The organism is Paenibacillus nasutitermitis (genome assembly GCF_014641075.1).
In the GTDB taxonomy this organism is placed as follows: domain Bacteria; phylum Bacillota; class Bacilli; order Paenibacillales; family Paenibacillaceae; genus Paenibacillus_Z; species Paenibacillus_Z nasutitermitis.
This window is the reverse complement of record NZ_BMHP01000003.1, coordinates 712,509-730,825: the sequence shown is the minus strand read 5'-3', so window position 1 is coordinate 730,825 and position 18,317 is coordinate 712,509. Positions and strand designations below refer to the sequence as shown.

General features: G+C 48.4%; 15 protein-coding genes. 11 read left to right on the top strand and 4 right to left on the bottom strand.

Annotation, left to right across the window (positions count from 1 at the left end; all coding sequences use genetic code 11):
• Positions 1-390 (bottom strand): hypothetical protein, encoded by a 390-nt coding sequence (locus IEY46_RS22245; protein ID WP_188995130.1) that lies wholly within the window; start codon positions 388-390, stop codon positions 1-3.
• 470 nt (positions 391-860) lie between these two features.
• Between IEY46_RS22245 and IEY46_RS22240 the strand changes: the two genes are divergently transcribed.
• The 9 genes from IEY46_RS22240 (at position 861) to IEY46_RS22200 (ending at position 9,586) form a co-directional block, all read left to right on the top strand.
• Positions 861-1,913, top strand: a complete 1,053-nt coding sequence (locus tag IEY46_RS22240; RefSeq protein WP_373288877.1) for a phage baseplate protein — start codon at positions 861-863, stop codon at positions 1,911-1,913.
• A 51-nt stretch (positions 1,914-1,964) separates the two neighbouring features.
• Positions 1,965-3,317, top strand: a complete 1,353-nt coding sequence (locus IEY46_RS22235) for an ABC transporter substrate-binding protein (protein ID WP_188995126.1) — start codon at positions 1,965-1,967, stop codon at positions 3,315-3,317.
• A gap of 77 nt (positions 3,318-3,394) precedes the next feature.
• Positions 3,395-4,342, top strand: coding sequence for a carbohydrate ABC transporter permease (locus IEY46_RS22230; protein ID WP_373288858.1), 948 nt, complete (start codon positions 3,395-3,397; stop codon positions 4,340-4,342).
• Positions 4,343-4,354: 12 nt separating this feature from the next.
• The gene (locus IEY46_RS22225; protein ID WP_188995124.1) at positions 4,355-5,185 is read left to right on the top strand and encodes a carbohydrate ABC transporter permease; all 831 of its coding nucleotides are present in this window, start codon (positions 4,355-4,357) and stop codon (positions 5,183-5,185) included.
• A gap of 39 nt (positions 5,186-5,224) precedes the next feature.
• On the top strand, positions 5,225-5,953 hold the full coding sequence (locus IEY46_RS22220) for a glycerophosphodiester phosphodiesterase (RefSeq protein WP_188995122.1): 729 nt from the start codon (positions 5,225-5,227) through the stop codon (positions 5,951-5,953).
• 300 nt (positions 5,954-6,253) lie between these two features.
• Entirely contained in the window at positions 6,254-7,354 is a 1,101-nt protein-coding gene (locus tag IEY46_RS22215; RefSeq protein ID WP_229750463.1) for an alcohol dehydrogenase catalytic domain-containing protein, read from the top strand.
• A gap of 103 nt (positions 7,355-7,457) precedes the next feature.
• Positions 7,458-8,219: a DeoR/GlpR family DNA-binding transcription regulator gene (locus tag IEY46_RS22210; protein ID WP_188995118.1), complete on the top strand. Its 762-nt coding sequence runs from the start codon at positions 7,458-7,460 to the stop codon at positions 8,217-8,219.
• Positions 8,220-8,270: 51 nt separating this feature from the next.
• Complete coding sequence (locus IEY46_RS22205) at positions 8,271-9,059, top strand: glycerophosphodiester phosphodiesterase family protein (RefSeq protein ID WP_188995115.1); 789 nt, start codon at positions 8,271-8,273, stop codon at positions 9,057-9,059.
• Positions 9,060-9,097: 38 nt separating this feature from the next.
• Positions 9,098-9,586 carry an MgtC/SapB family protein gene (locus IEY46_RS22200; RefSeq protein ID WP_188995113.1) on the top strand — a complete coding sequence of 163 codons (489 nt, stop codon included), beginning with the start codon at positions 9,098-9,100 and terminating at the stop codon, positions 9,584-9,586.
• Positions 9,587-9,647: 61 nt separating this feature from the next.
• On the opposite strand, the gene IEY46_RS22195 is transcribed toward IEY46_RS22200, so the two are convergent.
• Together IEY46_RS22195 and IEY46_RS22190 are read right to left on the bottom strand one after the other, a co-directional pair.
• Positions 9,648-9,872, bottom strand: coding sequence for a hypothetical protein (locus IEY46_RS22195; protein ID WP_188995111.1), 225 nt, complete (start codon positions 9,870-9,872; stop codon positions 9,648-9,650).
• A 41-nt stretch (positions 9,873-9,913) separates the two neighbouring features.
• Positions 9,914-10,327: a hypothetical protein gene (locus IEY46_RS22190; RefSeq protein WP_188995109.1), complete on the bottom strand. Its 414-nt coding sequence runs from the start codon at positions 10,325-10,327 to the stop codon at positions 9,914-9,916.
• Between the two features lie 436 nt (positions 10,328-10,763).
• Between IEY46_RS22190 and IEY46_RS22185 the strand changes: the two genes are divergently transcribed.
• Both IEY46_RS22185 and IEY46_RS22180 read left to right on the top strand, forming a co-directional pair.
• Positions 10,764-11,231 (top strand): ribonuclease domain-containing protein, encoded by a 468-nt coding sequence (locus tag IEY46_RS22185; RefSeq protein WP_188996119.1) that lies wholly within the window; start codon positions 10,764-10,766, stop codon positions 11,229-11,231.
• Positions 11,228-11,500 (top strand): barstar family protein, encoded by a 273-nt coding sequence (locus tag IEY46_RS22180; protein ID WP_188995107.1) that lies wholly within the window; start codon positions 11,228-11,230, stop codon positions 11,498-11,500. The genes IEY46_RS22185 and IEY46_RS22180 overlap by 4 nt, the downstream gene beginning before the upstream one ends.
• Before the next feature lie 125 nt (positions 11,501-11,625).
• Here IEY46_RS22180 and IEY46_RS22175 read toward each other — a convergent pair whose 3' ends face one another.
• A complete protein-coding gene (locus tag IEY46_RS22175) occupies positions 11,626-17,928 on the bottom strand; it encodes a SpaA isopeptide-forming pilin-related protein (RefSeq protein WP_188995105.1) in 6,303 nt (2,100 codons plus the stop codon).
• Positions 17,929-18,317: the final 389 nt, after the last annotated feature.

Here is an 18,317-nt window from a genome sequence, read left to right as displayed (position 1 = left end):
TTATTTGCGGGCAAACAATTTCTTATCGAAAAATAAGATGATAATGAACAAGATGATTGCTATAAGCAAGATGACTGCAGGAATAATAAAAGATAACAGTGTGGCGGTGTTCTCGGATTGGTAATACACGAGCATCCCCATCGGCATTAGTCCGCCACCGATCAGACTCGTCCATGCGTGTAATTTGGCAGTTCTAATCATTTGGATCTCTTTAAATACATAATAGAAAATACCGTATGCAAATAGAGTAAGCCAACCGACAACTAAAATATGAGCATGAGCAGGAACCATGGTGTACTCTTTTCTTCCTGCCATGTCTGATCCGATTAAAGCGCCAATCAATGAATAGATGGCTGCAACGCGGATCAACCACTTACTATATGGCAACATGATCTTTTCACCCCGGAACGAGTTTATTTTTATTATTTTATCCATCCAAAATGAACGGAGTATGAACGGAAGATTACAGTTCATTCGTTGTATCTGAATGAACAACGAGATGACGATAGTAAGGTACTCAAAATGGTACAGGATAATCGCATTGGGAGCACGAAGAACCATCGACGGACGAGGGTTCTTTCTGCTGTGCGGTGACAATGGTTCCTCCGTTGCAATCCAACTGCTCTATCGGCATACTTCGGAACCAATTTTGGAACATTATTGAAATTTATGTTGCAAAAGGGAGTGCGTTTATGCATAATATGATTTATAAATGTTCATTAATGAACAATTATGTTTATATGATGCTTGAATTTTATAAAGAGAGGGGGGTGTCTGAAACGAGATTGAATTGTTTTACGGAAATGTAAGCGTATTCAAGACCTGATCCGAAAATCATTTGGAGGTGTATGACCTTGATTATGCATCAGCAAGCCAGTCGCATATGGTTATTTAAAGCCGCACTAATATGCATTATTGCTACGCTGCTTGGTTCTACTTTCATAGTGAATAACAAAGTATACGCAAGTATACCGTCAACGGATGCGTTCGATCTTACTACTCCCGCTACTATGCTGATCCGCGAGAAGGCGATTCACAATGCGACCGTGCTGCAGTCGATCGGTTTCGACAATGTGAATCAGCATATCTATGTGGCGCAGTTGACTCAGGGCGGGCTGCAGCTGCCGGGTGAGCCTGCGGCCGTATCGGCGGCAGTGAGAAAGGCTAGCGGCGACTTAACCATTACAAAGCTTGATTTTGCCGGCAATAAGCTAAGCTACATGTATGTTAAAGGGGCAGGGCATGGCGTATCGATCGGCGTGGAACCGGGTATCGGACAGAATGGGCTGCCAGTCGCTTACCTGTGGACAGAGACGGACTCTTTTGATGAAGGCGGTGGTGGCAGAGGGACGAAGCTCGCCAGATTTCCGTTTACCGATGGGGCAGTTGTAACACCGAACACGCCATGGCTGGAGAAGCATGATATTATACCTGGCGCCTATAATACAACGGCTAGTATTGATATGGAATATGGGCATCTGCTTCTCCGTTACCGGTTGAATGGCGTCTACTACTTTGATGTATTTGATCTCGAGCAGGTGAAGCAGAACAACTATGTCTCGCTGTCGCATATCCCAGTTCCGGCAGTAGCTACCTCGTTCCAAGGCTATACGAAGCATGGCAGCTATGCATATATACTGGAAGGCACTAGCTACGGCAAAGAAGGGTCGGTTTATCCGGACGGCAACGTCTATATTACCTCAGTCGACTTGAATACGGGCGTGACCTTAGAGAGAAAACTCACCAGAGCAGGATACACGCTGCCATTCAGAGAGCCGGAGGGTATAGCCATTCAGATACCGGATATGAATCATCCGGAAGAAGCCAGGCTTGCCTTCGGTTTCGCATCTACCGTATCATCGACCGACACCACCAAGTTGATCAGTATTTATTACAAGGATGTATTCAGGTAAATACATGCAGATAGGCATGGATGATTGATATTGAGGGGGCATATGAAACAGATGAAACGATCAAAAACGGCATTGATTCTTACAATTATCACTATATTCACGCTTCTGTTGGGCGCTTGCTCGAACAACGCCCAGAACACTCCGCCGGCTACTACAGGGCAGAATACGCCTGCAACGAACGATCCGAAACCGGAGGCGCCTAAGGAAGAGGATACTACACCGGTTACGATTCAATACTGGCATTCCCATAATGAAGTGCAGATGGACATTCTGAAAAAGATGATTTCGGAGTTCCAGAAGGAAAATCCTCACATTACGGTTGAAGAGGTGTTCCAGGGAGGTTACCCGGATCTTCACAAGAAGCTCCAGGCTGCCGTTGCTGCGAATGAAGTGCCGGCTGTCACGAATGTAGAAGTGGCCTCACTGCCCAATTTTGCCGACAGCGGCGTGTTCACGGATCTGACCCCTTTCATCGAACGGGATGCCGTTGATATGGAGGACTTCTCTTCGGGAATGCTGCAAGCTTATTCATATAATGGCCGTCAATACGGATTTCCGTTGATCGTTGCGGTATCAGTCATGATCTACAATAAGACGCTGCTTGATAGCCTGGGGGTTACCCCTCCGCAAACATGGGACGAAATCGATGGCTTCATCGAGAAGGTTGCGGTCAAGGAAGGCAAAGAAACCAAACGCTATGCCTTCGCGGTTCCCGGCTGGGATGCATGGTATACCGATCCGTGGATGATCAACGGAGGCGGGACGGTACTGTCAGAGGACAAGAAATCAGTAGGTTTCGATCAGCCTGACGGCTTGAGATGGCTGGAGAACCTCCGCAAGTGGACGACTGACGGTACCGTGCAAATGGGTTATGGACCAGGGGCCTCCTCTAATATGCGTCAAATGTTCCTCGATGAGCAGATCGCAATGGTGCATCATTCCTCGGCAACGCTGAAGTCAGCATACATGGGGAATGCAAAATTCGAGTTAGGCGTATCCTTCTTGCCTGGAGACAAAAAGCGGATTTCCAACATTGGCGGCGCAGGCATTGTCATGATGGATAAAGCGCCGGACGCACAGAAGGAAGCGGCTTGGAAATTCATTAAGTTCATGACCGGCAAGGAGCACAATGTGGAATGGGCCAAGGAAACCGGTTATCTGCCTACTCGCAAGTCGGTAGTGGATACTGAAGAAGGCAAGGCTTATTTTGCAGAGCTGCCGCAATACAAGGTGGTATTCGATAATTTCGACAATGTTATCGGACGTCCTCAACATCCTGCCTATACGGAGATTAACGGCATCTACATGGAGGCGGTTGGCAAGATGATATTGGAGGGTGCGGATCCGTTCCCATTGTTGAAGAGCAAGATCAAGGAAATGAACGATATTCTTCAAGAATACTAGAATTTGATAGGGCTGCATGCGAGCGATGTAACAGCGCTCGCATGCCCATATCTGTCAGATAGGAGAGGGGAGCCGCAATGAAAGTGACGGATAATCAGCTGGAACGCAAGACACATGCGGCAACAAGAAGCGTAAGCAGGTTCTCACGGGTCCGGTTTATGGAGGGGTTCAAGGATTTCAGTTTCGCTCTTCCAGCATTAATCTGCCTTATGGTGTTTATTTATTACCCATTACTCAATTCCCTGTATTTGAGCTTCACAAATTGGAATATGACCAGACCTGTCAAAAAGTTTGTTGGCTTTGACAATTACTCGTATCTGCTGCAGAACGAGATGTTCTATAAAGTATTGCGCATTACGTTTACATATACCGTTCTGGACGTGGCGCTGACGCTGGCCATCGGATTGATGCTGGCATTGTTGTTCAATCATGCCTCGCGGGCCTTTAATTTCATGCGCAGTATTCTGTTCATGCCCCATTATATCTCAATGGTTATCGTTTCTATGGTATTCATGTGGATATTCAATGGAAGGTATGGGGTGCTCAATGAGTTCCTGGGCTTGTTCGGTACTGAGCCCGTGCAATGGCTGAACAGACCGGGCTCGGCGTTGTGGGCGCTCATTATTGTATCCGTATGGAAAGGCGTCGGTTTCGTAATGATTATCTTCATTGCCGGGCTGCGCAGCATTCCGGTGGATTATTATGAAGCCTCTAATCTGGACGGGGCCTCCAGGTGGAATCAGTTCTGGCATATTACTTTGCCGCTGCTCTCGCCGACCACGCTGTTTCTGTTGATCACGAATTTTATCTCATCTATGCAAGTATTCCAATCTGTGGATATATTGACGAATGGCGGACCATTGAACGCCACAAAAGCGATGGTTTACTGGATCTATGAGATGGCATTCCAGGAATTCAGAACAGGCCGGGCGTCAGCGCTGGTCATTATGTTCTTCATTATTATCATTCTGCTGACGCTGCTGCAGATGGTGTTATCCAAGAAGAAAGTCCATTACGAAGGGTAGGTTCGTCCAAGAATGAAAACTCCGGTGTTCACAGCGACCCGTTATATGACTGCCGCGATCATAACACTTCTGATGCTGTTCCCGATTTACTGGATGGTCATCACGGCATTCAAGACTGCCGAAGAGCTGACACTCGCTGTACCGACATTCTGGCCAAGGCAGTTCATGTGGGAGAATTTCGCCCATGTGTTCAAGACGATTCCGTTTGCCCAGTATTCCATGAACACGATCATTCAGACTGCGGGCATCGTTTTTTTGCAAATTAATGTAGGTCTGATGGCTGCGTACGCCTTCGCAAAGGGCAATTTCATCGGCAGAGACAAGTTGTTCCTGTTGATTCTTGCGGCACTGATCGTACCGGATCAGGTGACCTTTGTTCCAGTGTATGTCCTGTTGTCCAAGTTAGGGTGGATTAATACGTATTACGCCCTGATCATTCCGAATGCTGCTTCGGCATATGGCATCTTCCTGCTTCGGCAGATGTTCAAATCGATTAATAATGACGTGATTGAGGCGGCGAAGATGGATGGAGCCAACCGGATGCAGGTCTTGTATGGGCTTCTGACGCCGATGGCAATGCCGACTGTGACGACAGTCGTGCTGATCAGCTTCATCGGAAGCTGGAACTCGTACTTCTGGCCGCTTATTATGACCAACTCCGACAAGATGCGTGTGCTTACGCTGGGAATTGCCAAGATGCGGGATTCCATTGCGGGGAACGAAGCGATTATGTTCCATCAGCTGATGGCGGCAAGCGTCATTGTCATTATCCCGATCGTCATCGTGTTTGCATTCGCTCAGAAGCATATCATAGCGGCGATGTCCAATTCGACCTTCAAATAATACAGCCTCTCAAACCTGAATGAATGGAGAAATGCCAGAATGAGCGAGAGAATTTTAACGATTGCCCACCGCGGCGCGGCGGGTGAAGCGCCCGAGAATACGATGGCAGCCTTTCAGCTGGCGCTGGAACAAGGGTGTGACGCGATTGAACTGGACGTACACCTCTCAAGGGATGGCCAGTTGATCGTCTGTCATGACAGTACGATTGACCGGACAAGTGATGGGACCGGTGAGATCAGCAATCTGCTTGCGGAGGAGTTGAAGCGGGTAGATGCCGGCCGCTGGTTCGGCGAGCAGTATGCCGGAGAGCGGATTCCTTTATTGACGGAGGTATTCGATCTGGTACCGCCTGGGGTGATGGTTAATGTAGAGATCAAGGACACCAGCGGTCACCGGCTGGAGCCCGTGCTGCTGGAGCTGCTGAAACGGGAGGGACGGCTGGATAATGTCGTGGTCTCTTCGTTCGATCACGAGAGTCTGGCACTGCTCAAGCAGCTGGAGGAGCGGGTGAAAGTAGGCCTGCTCTATGATTGCCGGCCGGTTCGGCATGCCTTGATGGCGACAATCACAGGCTTCGATGTGTATTCGCTGCATCCGAAGTTCAAGCGTCTGGATCAGGAGAACATCAGGGAATGCATCGGGCAGGGGCTGCAGGTGTATCCGTATACCATTAACGATGAGCTCAGTATCAGGAGGGCGATCGACTATGGCGTGTCCGGCATTATTAGTGATTACCCCGCCAGGGTCAAGCGGCTTCTCGCACAATAGAGCCTCGATGGAATCAAACACCGTAAGGAGAGCATTGCAGGGCAATGCTCTCCTTACGGTGTGCAGTTAATTGGAGAGTCAAATGATAACTAATGAGCATAAAATAAATTGAAACAAGCAATATCACACTTAAAATTACGGTTCATCCCCACAATACGCGCTAATTAGTTCGAAATCATGCTCAAAAATTCAAAAAGTGTTGACTGTCGCGGAAAGCGGAAGTAGTATGTAATTAAGCATATATAAACATAAATGAACATTTCTGAAAAAGGATAGTCATCAAGAGTGGAGGTTATGAATTTGATTCAACATGTATCCAGCAAGAAAAGTGTAATGTCCCGTGCCTACCGGTTAGTTAAGCCTTATGAGGTCGTTGATACCGTAATTGAGCATGAACTTGCCGATTGGATGGTTGTTGTGGAGCCCCTGATGGGGAGCATCTGTCATGCGGACATGAGATACTACAGCGGGAACCGCAGACCGGAGGCGCTCCAGAAGAAGCTGCCCATGGCCCTGATTCATGAAGGGATTGGAACTGTGGTACAAACTGAAACGGCTCATCTGCCTGTCGGTCAACGGGTTGTAATCGTTCCTAATATTCCGGGCAGTCTAATTCAGGGCATAGAACCAGAGGAGTGCTGCCCGGCTTGCCGGAATAAAGAAGAGAATTATTGCTACCACGGCCAATTTCTCGGCAGTGGCGTAGATGGCATTGCCCAGAGCAGGCTCGTTATTCCGGCGGGATGCGCCATCCCTGTGCCCGATGAGGTGCCCAATGAGATTGCTGTACTTCTTGAGCTGTGCACGGTTTCCTATCAGGCACTGGCTCATGTAGCAGAACAATTGCAGCATTCGAAGATCGTCGTATTCGGGGACGGACCTGTCGGATACTTGGCGGCTGCCATCCTGCACCATGTGTTTCATGTCAGCAAGGACCGGCTGCTCGTATTCGGTGTCGTACCTGACAAACTTGCGCAATTTGACTTTGCAACCTGCGAGCTCGTTCAGGAATATGACTTTACCGAAGGGAACACACATGACATTGCATTGGATTGCACGGGAGGGCGCTTCTCCGAAAATGCCATTAACCAGGCGATCGATATCCTGCGGCCGGGCGGCCATCTTATTCTGATGGGTGTAACGGAGGAGAGGGTGCCTATAAATACCCGGGATGTATTGGAGAAGGGCATTACGATGAGAGGAAGCAGCCGTAGCTCGCGGTCGGACTTTTACCCAGTGCTGTCTGCGATGAAGGATCCTTCTTTCCAGCGGACACTGGGCAAGCTGCTGCCCGAGCAATCCACCAACATAGCTTCAGCGGAGGATTTTGATAAAGCGATGGAGAACGCAGTTTCACATCTTACATGGCAGAAAACGATCTTGCATTTTCACTGGTCATAACAGCATTCCAATCCCCGGATTCTACTCACCCCAGCATCTATGAAATTAAATGAATAAATTATACAATATAACAAGTGAATATGAACATCAGGGGAGGGTGTATATGCTGGCAGTGGAAAGAAAGATGCGGATCTTGCAATATGTAAGACAGCATAGACTTGCAACCGTGGCGGCACTGGCACTGGAATTCGGAGTTCATGAGGCAACGATCAGGCGTGATCTGATGGAGATTGAACAGGAGGGCCTGCTCAAGCGGACCCATGGAGGTGTCATCGCCGAGCATTGGACCCATGAGGAGCCTTCGTTCAGTGAACGCTCCACTGCACGGCTGGAACAGAAGATGCGGATCGGGATGAAGGCTGCCAGCCTCGTAGAGGATGGAGAGCATATCATTATCGATTCGGGAACGACTACGCTTCATATTGCCAAGAATCTGGTCAACCGTAAGAATATTACTGTGGTCACCAATGATATAAACGTTGCCGCGGAGCTGCACGATTCTTCGGGTATTAAGGTCATCCTCACCGGCGGTGAGCTGTATCCGTCGAGTTATATGCTCAACGGCATGTTTACCAATCATGTATTGAGCTCCCTGCATGTGGAGAAGGCATTTATCGGTATTCCTGCGATCCATTCCCACCATGGACTGATGCACCCGGAAGCGAGTCTTGTACCTGCCAAGCAAGGCATGATCAAAGCGGCCAGGGAGATTATTGTTGTGGCGGATGATAGCAAGATTAACAAGCTGTCCCTGCATGCCGTAGCTCCGAACAGCTCGATTCATACGCTGATCACTGGAGTCGAAGCGACGGAAGAGCAGGTCATGCCTTTTCAGGACAGCGGCATGACGGTATACCAGGTATAAATCTGGCTGCAGGAACAGTCTCCTACCCTCAGACAGTAAGGATGATTAGTGATGATTGAGCATGATATGAATAAATCTGCAGTACTGGTTGCCGGGCATAGGGGCTATGCATCCGCTTATCCGGAAAACACGTTGTTGTCCTTCCAGCAGGCAATGGAGAACGGCGTGGATATGCTGGAGTTTGATCTGCGTTTATCCGCAGATCAGGTGGTCATGGTCATCCATGATGAGACAGTAGACCGCACCACTAACGGTACGGGCAAGATTGCGGATTATACAGCTGCTGAACTGCAGCGCCTGGATGCGGGCAGCTGGTTCGGCACACCATTCAAGGGATTGCAGATTCCTACACTTTCTGAGCTATGCGAGCTGATCAAGCCATATCCGAACATCCTCTTAAATGTGGAGATAAAGCCTGCTCCGGATGCGAAGGAAGTGACAGACAAGGCGATCGACATGCTGACATCGTACGGCTACCTGGAACGCTGTGTGTTTACTAGCTTTGATGCGGCGATTGTTGCCTATATATTCGATCAAAAGGGGCTGCGGACACAGGGATTCCCGGCAGAGCTCATGCAGAACTTTGTACAAGGCGAGCATGGGACGTACTCTAAAATGTGGGCTGTCGGCATCAGTATGAAGCTGCTGAAGCCCGAACTCGTGAAAGAATTTCAGGATAGGGGCATTCATGCCTGGAGCTATTGCCCCGATGTGGAACAGCAAGTGCACGATTCACTCGACTGCGGTGTAACGCTTATGACCTGCAACAATCCGCTTCCCGCCATCGGATTATGCCGCCATCGTGCCCGGCTTGATGATCAGGAAGGGCTTAATATCTAATCAGAAGGTGAAGAAGAGTGGACTCTATTCTTATATGGATGGAATCTCATGCCTTGCAGCACTACGAAACGTATATTCGCATTCTTGTAAGCGCCTTACTGGGGTTCCTGATTGGCTGGGACCGTGAATCCAAGAGCAAGCCGGCCGGCTTGAAAACCTACATGTATGTATGTGTTGCGAGTACATTAATCACTTTGATTTCCATTTACAGCGTCGAGCAATACAGCGATGGCTCCCCGGGCAGGATGATGGACCCGATGCGGTTAGCGGCCCAGATTGTATCCGGACTCGGATTTCTGGGAGCAGGCGTTATTCTGAAGGACGGATTGCAGGTTAAAGGGCTGACTTCGGCAGCGATGATTCTGTTCGTTGGTGGAGTAGGTATAGGGATCGGGGCTGGCTTCTACAGCATGGTCATCTTCGCGGTGCTCATCTCTACCTTATTGGCCAGGTTTGGCAACTTCATGGAAAAACGCAAAATGGAACGAACCAAGCAAACGTACGAAAGCAAGGATGTTGCACTGTGATAGATTGGATCAGCTGCGAGAAAAAAACGATAGTGGCAGGTTATGAGCAAGTGACCTGTTATTATCGTTTTTTTTCTACGACTGAACAATCGAAAAACAACACATTCTCCGGAGCGGACGAAGTACTCATTCCAACTCCGGAGTCCTGAACACGAGAAGGCTGCTCTTCCCGCTTGAAGTTTATCCGTTCCTTGTTGACACCGGTTCGCTGCGAGCGTTCGGCCATCCGCTGATCCCCCAATGCGAGAGACTTCGGATTTTTCGCAAGGGCGGACAGCAACTGCAAGTTAGAGGCCGCCTAGAATTAGCGGCCTCTAATGAAATGGCTTAATTCAGCCAGAAGCTATAGCTTGCGCTGGATAACGTTCCGGTGTCGGACACGATGAAGTAAGCTTTACTTCCCGGCCCAACCGTTATTTGAATAGAATCTAAACTACCGATACCGTTATCCCACGGATTAAGGGTTGTGACAGAGCCGCCCGGATTGTGAATTTCTACCCAATAGTTATAATTAACGCCTGCAGGGGATTGAAGATTTGCCGTGGTCGTTACCGATAGAGCAGTGCTATTATTGTATACGAAAATATCAGCTTCACCGCCTTGCAGAAACGTTCCGTAGCCGGACCCGGGACTGACAGGAACTGCCGTACTAACCGTATCGCCAACTCCATATTGGGCATATGCAGAAGGCACTCCAAACAACATCGCACAGATGGACAGCGAAACTATGAACTTCTTCACAAATATACACCTCTCGCATTTAGATTGAAAACTGGCCAGTTCTCTACTATATATGACAGTTCTAAACAGGGAATCGTTGCATAATCGTATAAATTTTGTAAATATTACGCGATCGGCCTGGCATCCGATTGGATGAAACCACATGTTGGATACTGGTCCATGGTGTCGGTGATTCGTATAGCCATCCAAACAACGAATCATTCGTGAGAATGTTATTGATGCTTTGCGTGTATCGCGCATGATCCGTTGGTCCGCGCGTCCGCATTACGCGCAAACTATCGATCGTGTGTATTCAAAAGCATAGCTTTTATTCCGGGCGGTTATGCAATAACGATAGCTGGATGGTATAATAGTTGATCTGGAAGAACTGACTGACTTGTATAATTGTCCGTCAGCAAGCAGGCGGAAATGGGGAAAACTAGTGTTGAACGTATCGATGAAACAGCGGGGCCGCTGGTCATATTTGCTGGCAGGGATGATCGTAATGCTGGTGGTTCTGCTGACCGGCTGTGTAAATGGGAGTGGTGATTCTTCTACAGCCGTCAGGTCTCCAGCCCCGCTCACGAGCTTTAAGGATGTAGCGGATTATATCCGGGAGCATCATAAGCTTCCGGCAAATTTCATAACGAAAAAAGAAGCCGGGCAGCTTGGCTGGGTACCTGCCAAAGGGAATCTGAATGAGGTGGCGCCTGGTAAAAGTATTGGCGGTGACCGCTTTGGAAACAGAGAGGGACTGCTGCCCAAGGCGGCTAGCAGGGTATGGCAGGAAGCGGATATTAATTATGAGAAAGGGCCGCGCGGTGCGGACCGGATTCTCTATTCCAATGACGGATTGATTTATATGACGACCGATCATTACAAGTCGTTTACGGATATTACGAAGGAAGGCAGTGTTCCCGAATGAATAACATTGTGGAGCTGAAACAGTCGGAGGCCGATCAGTATAGGAACGTCCATGAATGGCTGAGGCAGGAGCTTGATCTGCCTGAATGGTACGGAGAAAATTTGGATGCATTATGGGATTGTGTTACCGGGCATCTGCCTAAGCCAATGACGATCAGATGGATCGCAGACTCCAGGCATGAAAGTAGCTATTCCGCCATAGTGGAAGTCTTTCGGGAGGCTGCCGATCAAGATGATGAAATAAGCTTCGAGTACGTGTCTAGTCCGTAACCACGCAATAGTAAGGCCTGAACCCGGTATTGTACCGGGCTCAGGCTTTTTTGTTCCATTCAGGTCAGGCAAACGAAAAAAAACGCTGGCGTCTTTAACGGGCGCCAGCGTTTTTGCTTATGACATTAGGATTGGATACTTCCGGATTTGCGTCGCTTGCGAATCACTAATGTAGTCAAGCCTGCAAGAATCAAGGCAACGCCCATCAGTTGAAACAGCAGCGGGCTGTTTTCGCCTGTCTTCGGCAGCTGCGCCGGCAATGGGCCATCTTCACCCGGAGAATCGCCTGATACGGTTCCTAACGGGATCTCATCAACGCCAATTTCAAAGAGGATTTCTTCTTCATTTCCGTCCTTATCGGTGACGATAATGGAGAAGGTGTCCCTGCCCTTGAAGTCTGGATTTGGCGTATACGTCCATTTGCCGTCTTTCGAAACGGTAAGCTTGCCGTTTTCCGGCAGCTTGCCTGGAGCAGCAGTTCCGCCTTCAGGTACATCTACTTTTCCGCCCACTGGTACACCCTCGGTTGTTTTATCAACAATAGTCGGAGTGCCAGGGCCCGGTGTCGGCGTAGGCGTCGGCGTTGGTTCCGGGTCTGGCTCAGGCTCCGGTGTCACCGTCGGATCCGGGTCCGGTCCAGGTCCAGGATTTGTCCCCGGTCCTGGATCAGGATTGGGGGCATTTTCTTTATTGTTGGTTACGGTCACGTTTTTCGAGTCTGACATGATTGTGACGGTAAGGTCACCGCCGGTCGCGATGTAGCCGGCTGGTGCTTGCTTCTCTACCAGTACGTAGTCGCCGTATGGCAGATTGCTGAAGGAAGCCTTGCCGCTTGCATCGGTTGTTGCAACACCCAGCGATTCGTTGCTGAGACTTGCAAACAATTCAAACTGCGCGCCTGCCAGTGGTTTCTGATCAGCAGCGTCAACCTTGGATACAACCAGAGAGCCTTTCGGTACAGCTATCGCTTCTCTTTGATTGCTGACGGTCACCGACTTCGTTACCGAGTCGACCGTCACAATAAGCTCGCCGCTGCCATTGATCTGGTAGCCGGACGGAGGCGTTAATTCCTTCAGTACATATGGATTGTAAGCCAGGTTGCTGAATGTCAGCTGACCATCTTCACCAATCGTCTTTTTACCGTAGGAAATGGACTTGTCCAGGCTCAGCAGTTCAAATTCGGCGCCCTGGAGTAGAGTAGAGTCGTTTGCATCCACTTTGATTACGGTTAACTCGCCAATGCCTCTTGCATTCTCCACCGTATAGCTGTTGCTTGCTTTGTCCACGATGACGGTAATCGGCGCTTGAAGCGGCAGATAATAGGTTGGCGCCTTCACTTCATGAAGCACATAGGTGCCATAAATCATATTCCCGAATGTGATCTGGCCGTTGCTGTCCGTGGTATGGATACCGTACGATGTGGTACCGTCTACACTCTTGAGCTCAAACTCAGCGCCTGCCAGCTTCACGGCGTTGTTGTCCTTGTCTACTTTATTAATGACAAGATCGCCTTCGCTCTTCTTATTCTTCACCATAACCAGCTTCACGTTCTCATCCAGCGTTACGGCAACCGGAGCGCTTGACAGATCATAGTCGGCTGGTGCAGAAATTTCGACCAGCACATAGTTGTCATAGATCAGGTTATTGAAAGCAGCCACACCGTTGATACCTGTAGTTTGTGTATCTATTAGCAGATTGCCTTGTGCAGTACGCAGCTCGAACACCGCGCCCTGCAGCTTCTCGTTCGGATTCACGCTGTCAACTTTCTCGACCGTAATGGAACCCATTCCACGTTTGTTCTCTATGGTTGTAGATACATTGCTCTGATCCAGCTCAACTGAAATCGGAGTGTTCGGCGAATTCAGTACATAATGCGCAGGAGCGTTAATTTCTCTGAGCTCATACTTGCCTTGCTCCAGATCGTCAATCGTAAGCTTGCCGTTGACAGTCGCATACGTCGTACCGATCTGGGTGCGCGTATTGTCGCTGTTCACTTTATCCAGCTCAAACACGGCGCCATCCAGAAGCTGGCTATGATCGTCTTTGTCCAGCTTGATGACCTCGATTGAGCCTTTAGCCCGGTCGTTCTCAATCGTTTGCTTCACTTCCGGCTGGTCGAGCTTAACAGCGACTGAAGCGGTTTTGATTTCATAATATTTAGGCGATTTCGTCTCGACGATGACATAATTGTCATACTCAAGCACCTTGGACACGGCTTTGCCGGCAGCGTCCGTTATAAGCGTATCGATAATGATTGATTGCGTTGTGTCGCTCGCTTTATAAATATTGAACTCGGCGCCTTCCAGGGTGATGGAAGAGTCGAGGGCATCCACTTTGGTGATTTCAATAACGCCGCTGCCGCGCGAATTCTTCACGGTCTCTGTGATGATAACATGATTGGCCTGCGTCAGCGGATCATCAATCGTCACCGCAATCGGGTTATTCGGTGTGTTCAGGCTGTAAAATTCAGGAGCCTTCGTCTCCAGCAGGCTGTATTGTCCATAAGGCAAGTTGGTGAAAAGAATTTCACCGTTAGAATCACTGGATAATGTAACAGCCTGGAAGCCCGGATTTGTGATCCCGGTGAGCTTAAACTCGGCACCCGGCAGGTTCATTGAGCCATCGGCATTTGTTTTCAGGACCTTAAGCGAGCCGACGCCTCTGGTATTGGTCACATTTTCTGTGGCTGTTGGATTGTTAATTGTGACGGTACGGTCGGACGCAATCACATAGTAAGCAGGCGCCTTGGTTTCCGTCAGCGTATAGGGTCCGTAAGGGATGTTCGTGAACACATGCTTATAGCCCGTTACGGTTGGCGTATACATGTTTCCTGCGCTGTCCTCGAGCTGGAACGTTGCGCCCGTAAGAGGCGCATTATTCGCGGCATCTACCTTGTATACCTCAAGCGAACCTTTGAGCCTTTCGTTGGTGATCGTTTCCGTATGTGTATAATTATTGGTTGTGCTGGTCAGCGTAACTTTCACAGGCGCGGATATCAGCTTATAGTAGGTGGGAGCAGTAACTTCTTGCAGGTAATATACTCCGTACTCCAATCCGCTGAATGTGTCCGTTCCATCCGCCCCGGTGTATAAGAACTTCTTAGGATTAAAAGATTGCAAGGCGGGATCCTTTAATTCAAAGACAGCTCCGCTAAGCGGGGTTCCGCTGACGGCATCTTTTTTGACCAGTTTAATGCTGCCGACGCCTTTATTATTTTTAATGACAACAGGCTGATACTTTTTGCCGCCTACTGTTATGTCGCTGGAAGACGGTGAGACGACGATTTCATATTCATCATTCGTTCCGCCGTTCAGGACATAATTGTTCGGTGCTTTAATTTCTTTCAAAATATACGTGCCGTAACGCAGTTTATCAATAAACAGCTCTCCGCTGGCATTCGTGGTGAACGTTTTATTGTTCGGCGCACTTTCGATGTACGTATTGGTACTCTTCTGAAGAAGCGTGAACTGGGCTCCCGGCAGCTTCAGAGTGGAGTTTGCTGCATCTTCCTTGGTGATTTTCAAATTATGCTGGATCGTCGATCCCGTTCCGATATCGCCGAACAGTTTGATTTCAATTTCTTCATTAATATTACTGCCGGCTGCGCTATTGCCATCCCACTTAAAATTAACGGCGTTGGAAATCTTCTCGCCATTTTTTACATCCGCAACCGAGTTATAGACGAGGATGTAGGGTCTGGTAATGGTTTCAAGAGCGTTTTTGAACGTCAAGGTAAACTGTTTAAGGCCACTTACGGTCTCAACTTTGATTTCATAGTCGTTGGCATTAACCAGCTGATCGACACCGCCAACCTTTTTGATGGCGATCTCTCCGGTTGTACTGTTAGTGACCTCGGCTTGATACAGGATAAAGCTGTCCTCTACCAAAATTTGACCAGGGCTTGGGTTGTCCGTTAGGACGGCCTTCTTAACGGTCGATTGGCCTCGATTAATGTTGACCTGCCACTTGACCAAATATAGATTGCCTTGTACTTGCTCGCCTTTTTTGGATACATACTCACCGGCGTTTGGAACCTTTACATTTGCGTTGACGCTTTTTTGAGGGAACCCGGTTGCCGTAAAGGTTGCCGTGTTGGCAATTTCAAGGTAGTCCTTGTTGCTGCTGTCAAATTCAACATTTTCCACATCCGTTACAACTTCAATTTCATAGGCCTTCGTAACGGTGGTGTTGAAGGTCACTGTGAGCTTCGTGTCTTTGCCGACTGCAGCGGTACCAGGAGTGAAGGTCGTATAAGGCGCTCCTCTGGTAACACTTCCATCTGCATTGACCGTCAGCTCATACACGTTAACGGATTGATATTTTTGCGGCGCCTTCAGTAGATCTTCAACAACCAGATTCGCCATCTGTTTGCGATTATAGTTAACGCCGATTTTCCAGGTGATGGTCTTGTCCTGTGCGTTGTATACACCTGATTTGTAGCCGTTGTTTATAGTTGGTTTATTGGGATCGAAATCGGCAACAATCGTCGTGTCAAGAAGGTCGCCGCCTGCTCTCCAATACAATCCGCCTTCATTATGGAAGGAGGGGCCGTTCGTATAATACTTGCTGTTATCAATATCATAATTCGTGGTATAGGTGACTTCGTATTTCGTTGCACCGTTTGGAAATTTGATGCTGAATCCTTTTGAATAGTCCGCCGGATCGTTAAAGGTCAGGGTGTAGCCACTAGGAGCGGCAGGATACAGGCTCTGCCCGTTTACTTTAATTGTTTCCGGCTTCACACTGAGCTGCTCACCCGTAAAGCTGTCAGTAAACTCAACGTCCGTCAGATTATAGCCGTTCTGGTTAATTTCTACTTTCCAGTCAACGGTTTTGTTGGCGTAATTTACATTTTCATCTGTTTTGGTAAAGAACCGCTGCGTCATCTGACGCCAGCTTGTCGCCGATTTATCTCCGGAGAACACGGCATTTTCGATATTTATATCATCCGTGTCCGTATCCGGGTAGATATTGGGATTTGCTTTGGTCTTATACCGAATTTTGTAGGCGGCATTCGTACCACCGTCAAAGCTGAGCACAAATCCGTTTTTGCCGCTGACAGAAGGCTTGGTCACAAATTGCGGTATTGCACTGTCTACCTGTCCTTGGTTAGGATTCAGTGTCAGTGTATAACCTCCGGCTACCGGAACCTCCCCGGAATCGTTATTCGGGTCAGGAATTTTTACAATTTCAATGGTTCCATCCAGCGAAAGGATATTAGGGAATAAATCAACGATACTGGCCGGGTTTAAGGCTTCTTCGCCATAGTTGAATTTAATTTCCCAGCTGATGATCTGGTTGGCTGCGTCATAGCCAGTCGATTGTTTTTGTAAAAACTCGCCTTTTTTGTAGTTGATTGCGGCATCGTCCTGCTTAACCGTATTACCGCCTGAAGTAAGAGCGGCTGTGTTTTTAAACTCCTTGCCGTCAATCCGGTCGACTTGGTTAATCGATGTTTTGACAACCAGGCGATAAGCCGAATTGATGTCACCAAGGGGAACAATAATTTTACCGTTGGCATCAGGCGCAATCGCCGGTTGAGGGTTTACGGGCGTTCCGCTGCCAGTAACCTGACCGTTCGACTGAACATCAAGCTGACGAAGCTCTGCCGAGGTGAAAGTCAGCCCTGGAGGCAGCTGATCGACAATGGCTGCATCCGTTACCGTGTCGAGGCTGGTATTGACATCAATCGTCCATTCGATTTCCGTCTGATTGATCGCTTTGTCGGCCTGTCCGGTCTTGATGATGGATTGCCCATTCTCTGGCTTCACATACAGGTTGATCGTGCCAAAGCCATCAATGTTGACGGGCACCGTTGTTTGGTTGCCGACGGAAGCATGGGAGATATTGCTCCAGAAGCCCAGCATCCCTTCGACAGGCTGTCCGACAATATTATTGTTGAATGTAATGGTTACGACTTTATTGGTTACCGAATATGTACCGACTGAATCCTGGCCAGCCGGTGCAATCAGATCTTTTGGAGTAGAGGTTGTATCCGGGTATTCAAAGCCAGCAGGCAATGGGAATTCGTAGGTATCCCCATTTCCGTATCCATGTCCCTCCGGAAGCTTGTATCCATACTCCAGCTTCAAGGTTTCCCCAATCTCGATTCTGATTTCGGGGTTCACGGTATAAACGGCCTCGGTTACTGATTTGTATACGTAGGCGACGACAGAGTCCTCAGGCTCGGTTTTAAAAAGCTTAACCTCATTGATAATACTTTCCTGGATGCTGCCTGCGGCGCTTGCCCGCTGTGTCACACCCGCAGTGTTTACGAACTGAAATACCAGCAAAAATGCGATAAACATTGCGGTAGCTCTTTTGACTGTGTCAAAAGCCCCGCCTTTTCCGGCCGGTCCCGATCCTAGCGCGCGCAAATAGCGCAACAGAGCCGAATCCGCCCTTTTGCTTGCTTGAAAAGTTCTCATTCTCTCAATCCTCTCCCAAATCCTAAGGGTTTAATAGTCCTATAATAGGCATATAATATCAGTCGATTCTATACATTTTCTGAACAAAACCGGGTATACGGGGATAATATTTTTATTGATTTAGGTCTAAAGAAGTTGGAAGCCCTTTCTTTATAGCTGATTATGTAAGGTATAAAGACGAGACGTGACATTTCCCCGTACATTCCCATAACAACAAAAATTTTATTTAACGTATGATTGAAAATGTAACAGTGATTACAATTTGAGCCCGTGTTTTGTTTTATAATAGAGATCAGAACTAAAAGTAGTGACTATCGCGTAGTTCTAGTTGCTTGCGATAATATAGAAAAGGGAGGCAACAAGATAATTGATATTTACTATGAAGGGTG

What these genes read in the sequence shown, in the direction of transcription:
- IEY46_RS22225 (WP_188995124.1), top strand. Translation starts at nt 4,355, where the DNA reads ATGAAAACTCCGGTGTTCACAGCGACCCGTTATATGACTGCCGCGATC.
- IEY46_RS22180 (WP_188995107.1), top strand. Translation starts at nt 11,228, where the DNA reads ATGAATAACATTGTGGAGCTGAAACAGTCGGAGGCCGATCAGTATAGG.
- IEY46_RS22245 (WP_188995130.1), bottom strand. Translation starts at nt 390, where the DNA reads ATGTTGCCATATAGTAAGTGGTTGATCCGCGTTGCAGCCATCTATTCA.
- IEY46_RS22210 (WP_188995118.1), top strand. Translation starts at nt 7,458, where the DNA reads ATGCTGGCAGTGGAAAGAAAGATGCGGATCTTGCAATATGTAAGACAG.
- IEY46_RS22200 (WP_188995113.1), top strand. Translation starts at nt 9,098, where the DNA reads ATGGAATCTCATGCCTTGCAGCACTACGAAACGTATATTCGCATTCTT.
- IEY46_RS22240 (WP_373288877.1), top strand. Translation starts at nt 861, where the DNA reads ATGCATCAGCAAGCCAGTCGCATATGGTTATTTAAAGCCGCACTAATA.
- IEY46_RS22220 (WP_188995122.1), top strand. Translation starts at nt 5,225, where the DNA reads ATGAGCGAGAGAATTTTAACGATTGCCCACCGCGGCGCGGCGGGTGAA.
- IEY46_RS22175 (WP_188995105.1), bottom strand. Translation starts at nt 17,928, where the DNA reads ATGAGAACTTTTCAAGCAAGCAAAAGGGCGGATTCGGCTCTGTTGCGC.
- IEY46_RS22230 (WP_373288858.1), top strand. Translation starts at nt 3,395, where the DNA reads ATGAAAGTGACGGATAATCAGCTGGAACGCAAGACACATGCGGCAACA.
- IEY46_RS22205 (WP_188995115.1), top strand. Translation starts at nt 8,271, where the DNA reads ATGATTGAGCATGATATGAATAAATCTGCAGTACTGGTTGCCGGGCAT.
- IEY46_RS22185 (WP_188996119.1), top strand. Translation starts at nt 10,764, where the DNA reads ATGAAACAGCGGGGCCGCTGGTCATATTTGCTGGCAGGGATGATCGTA.
- IEY46_RS22235 (WP_188995126.1), top strand. Translation starts at nt 1,965, where the DNA reads ATGAAACGATCAAAAACGGCATTGATTCTTACAATTATCACTATATTC.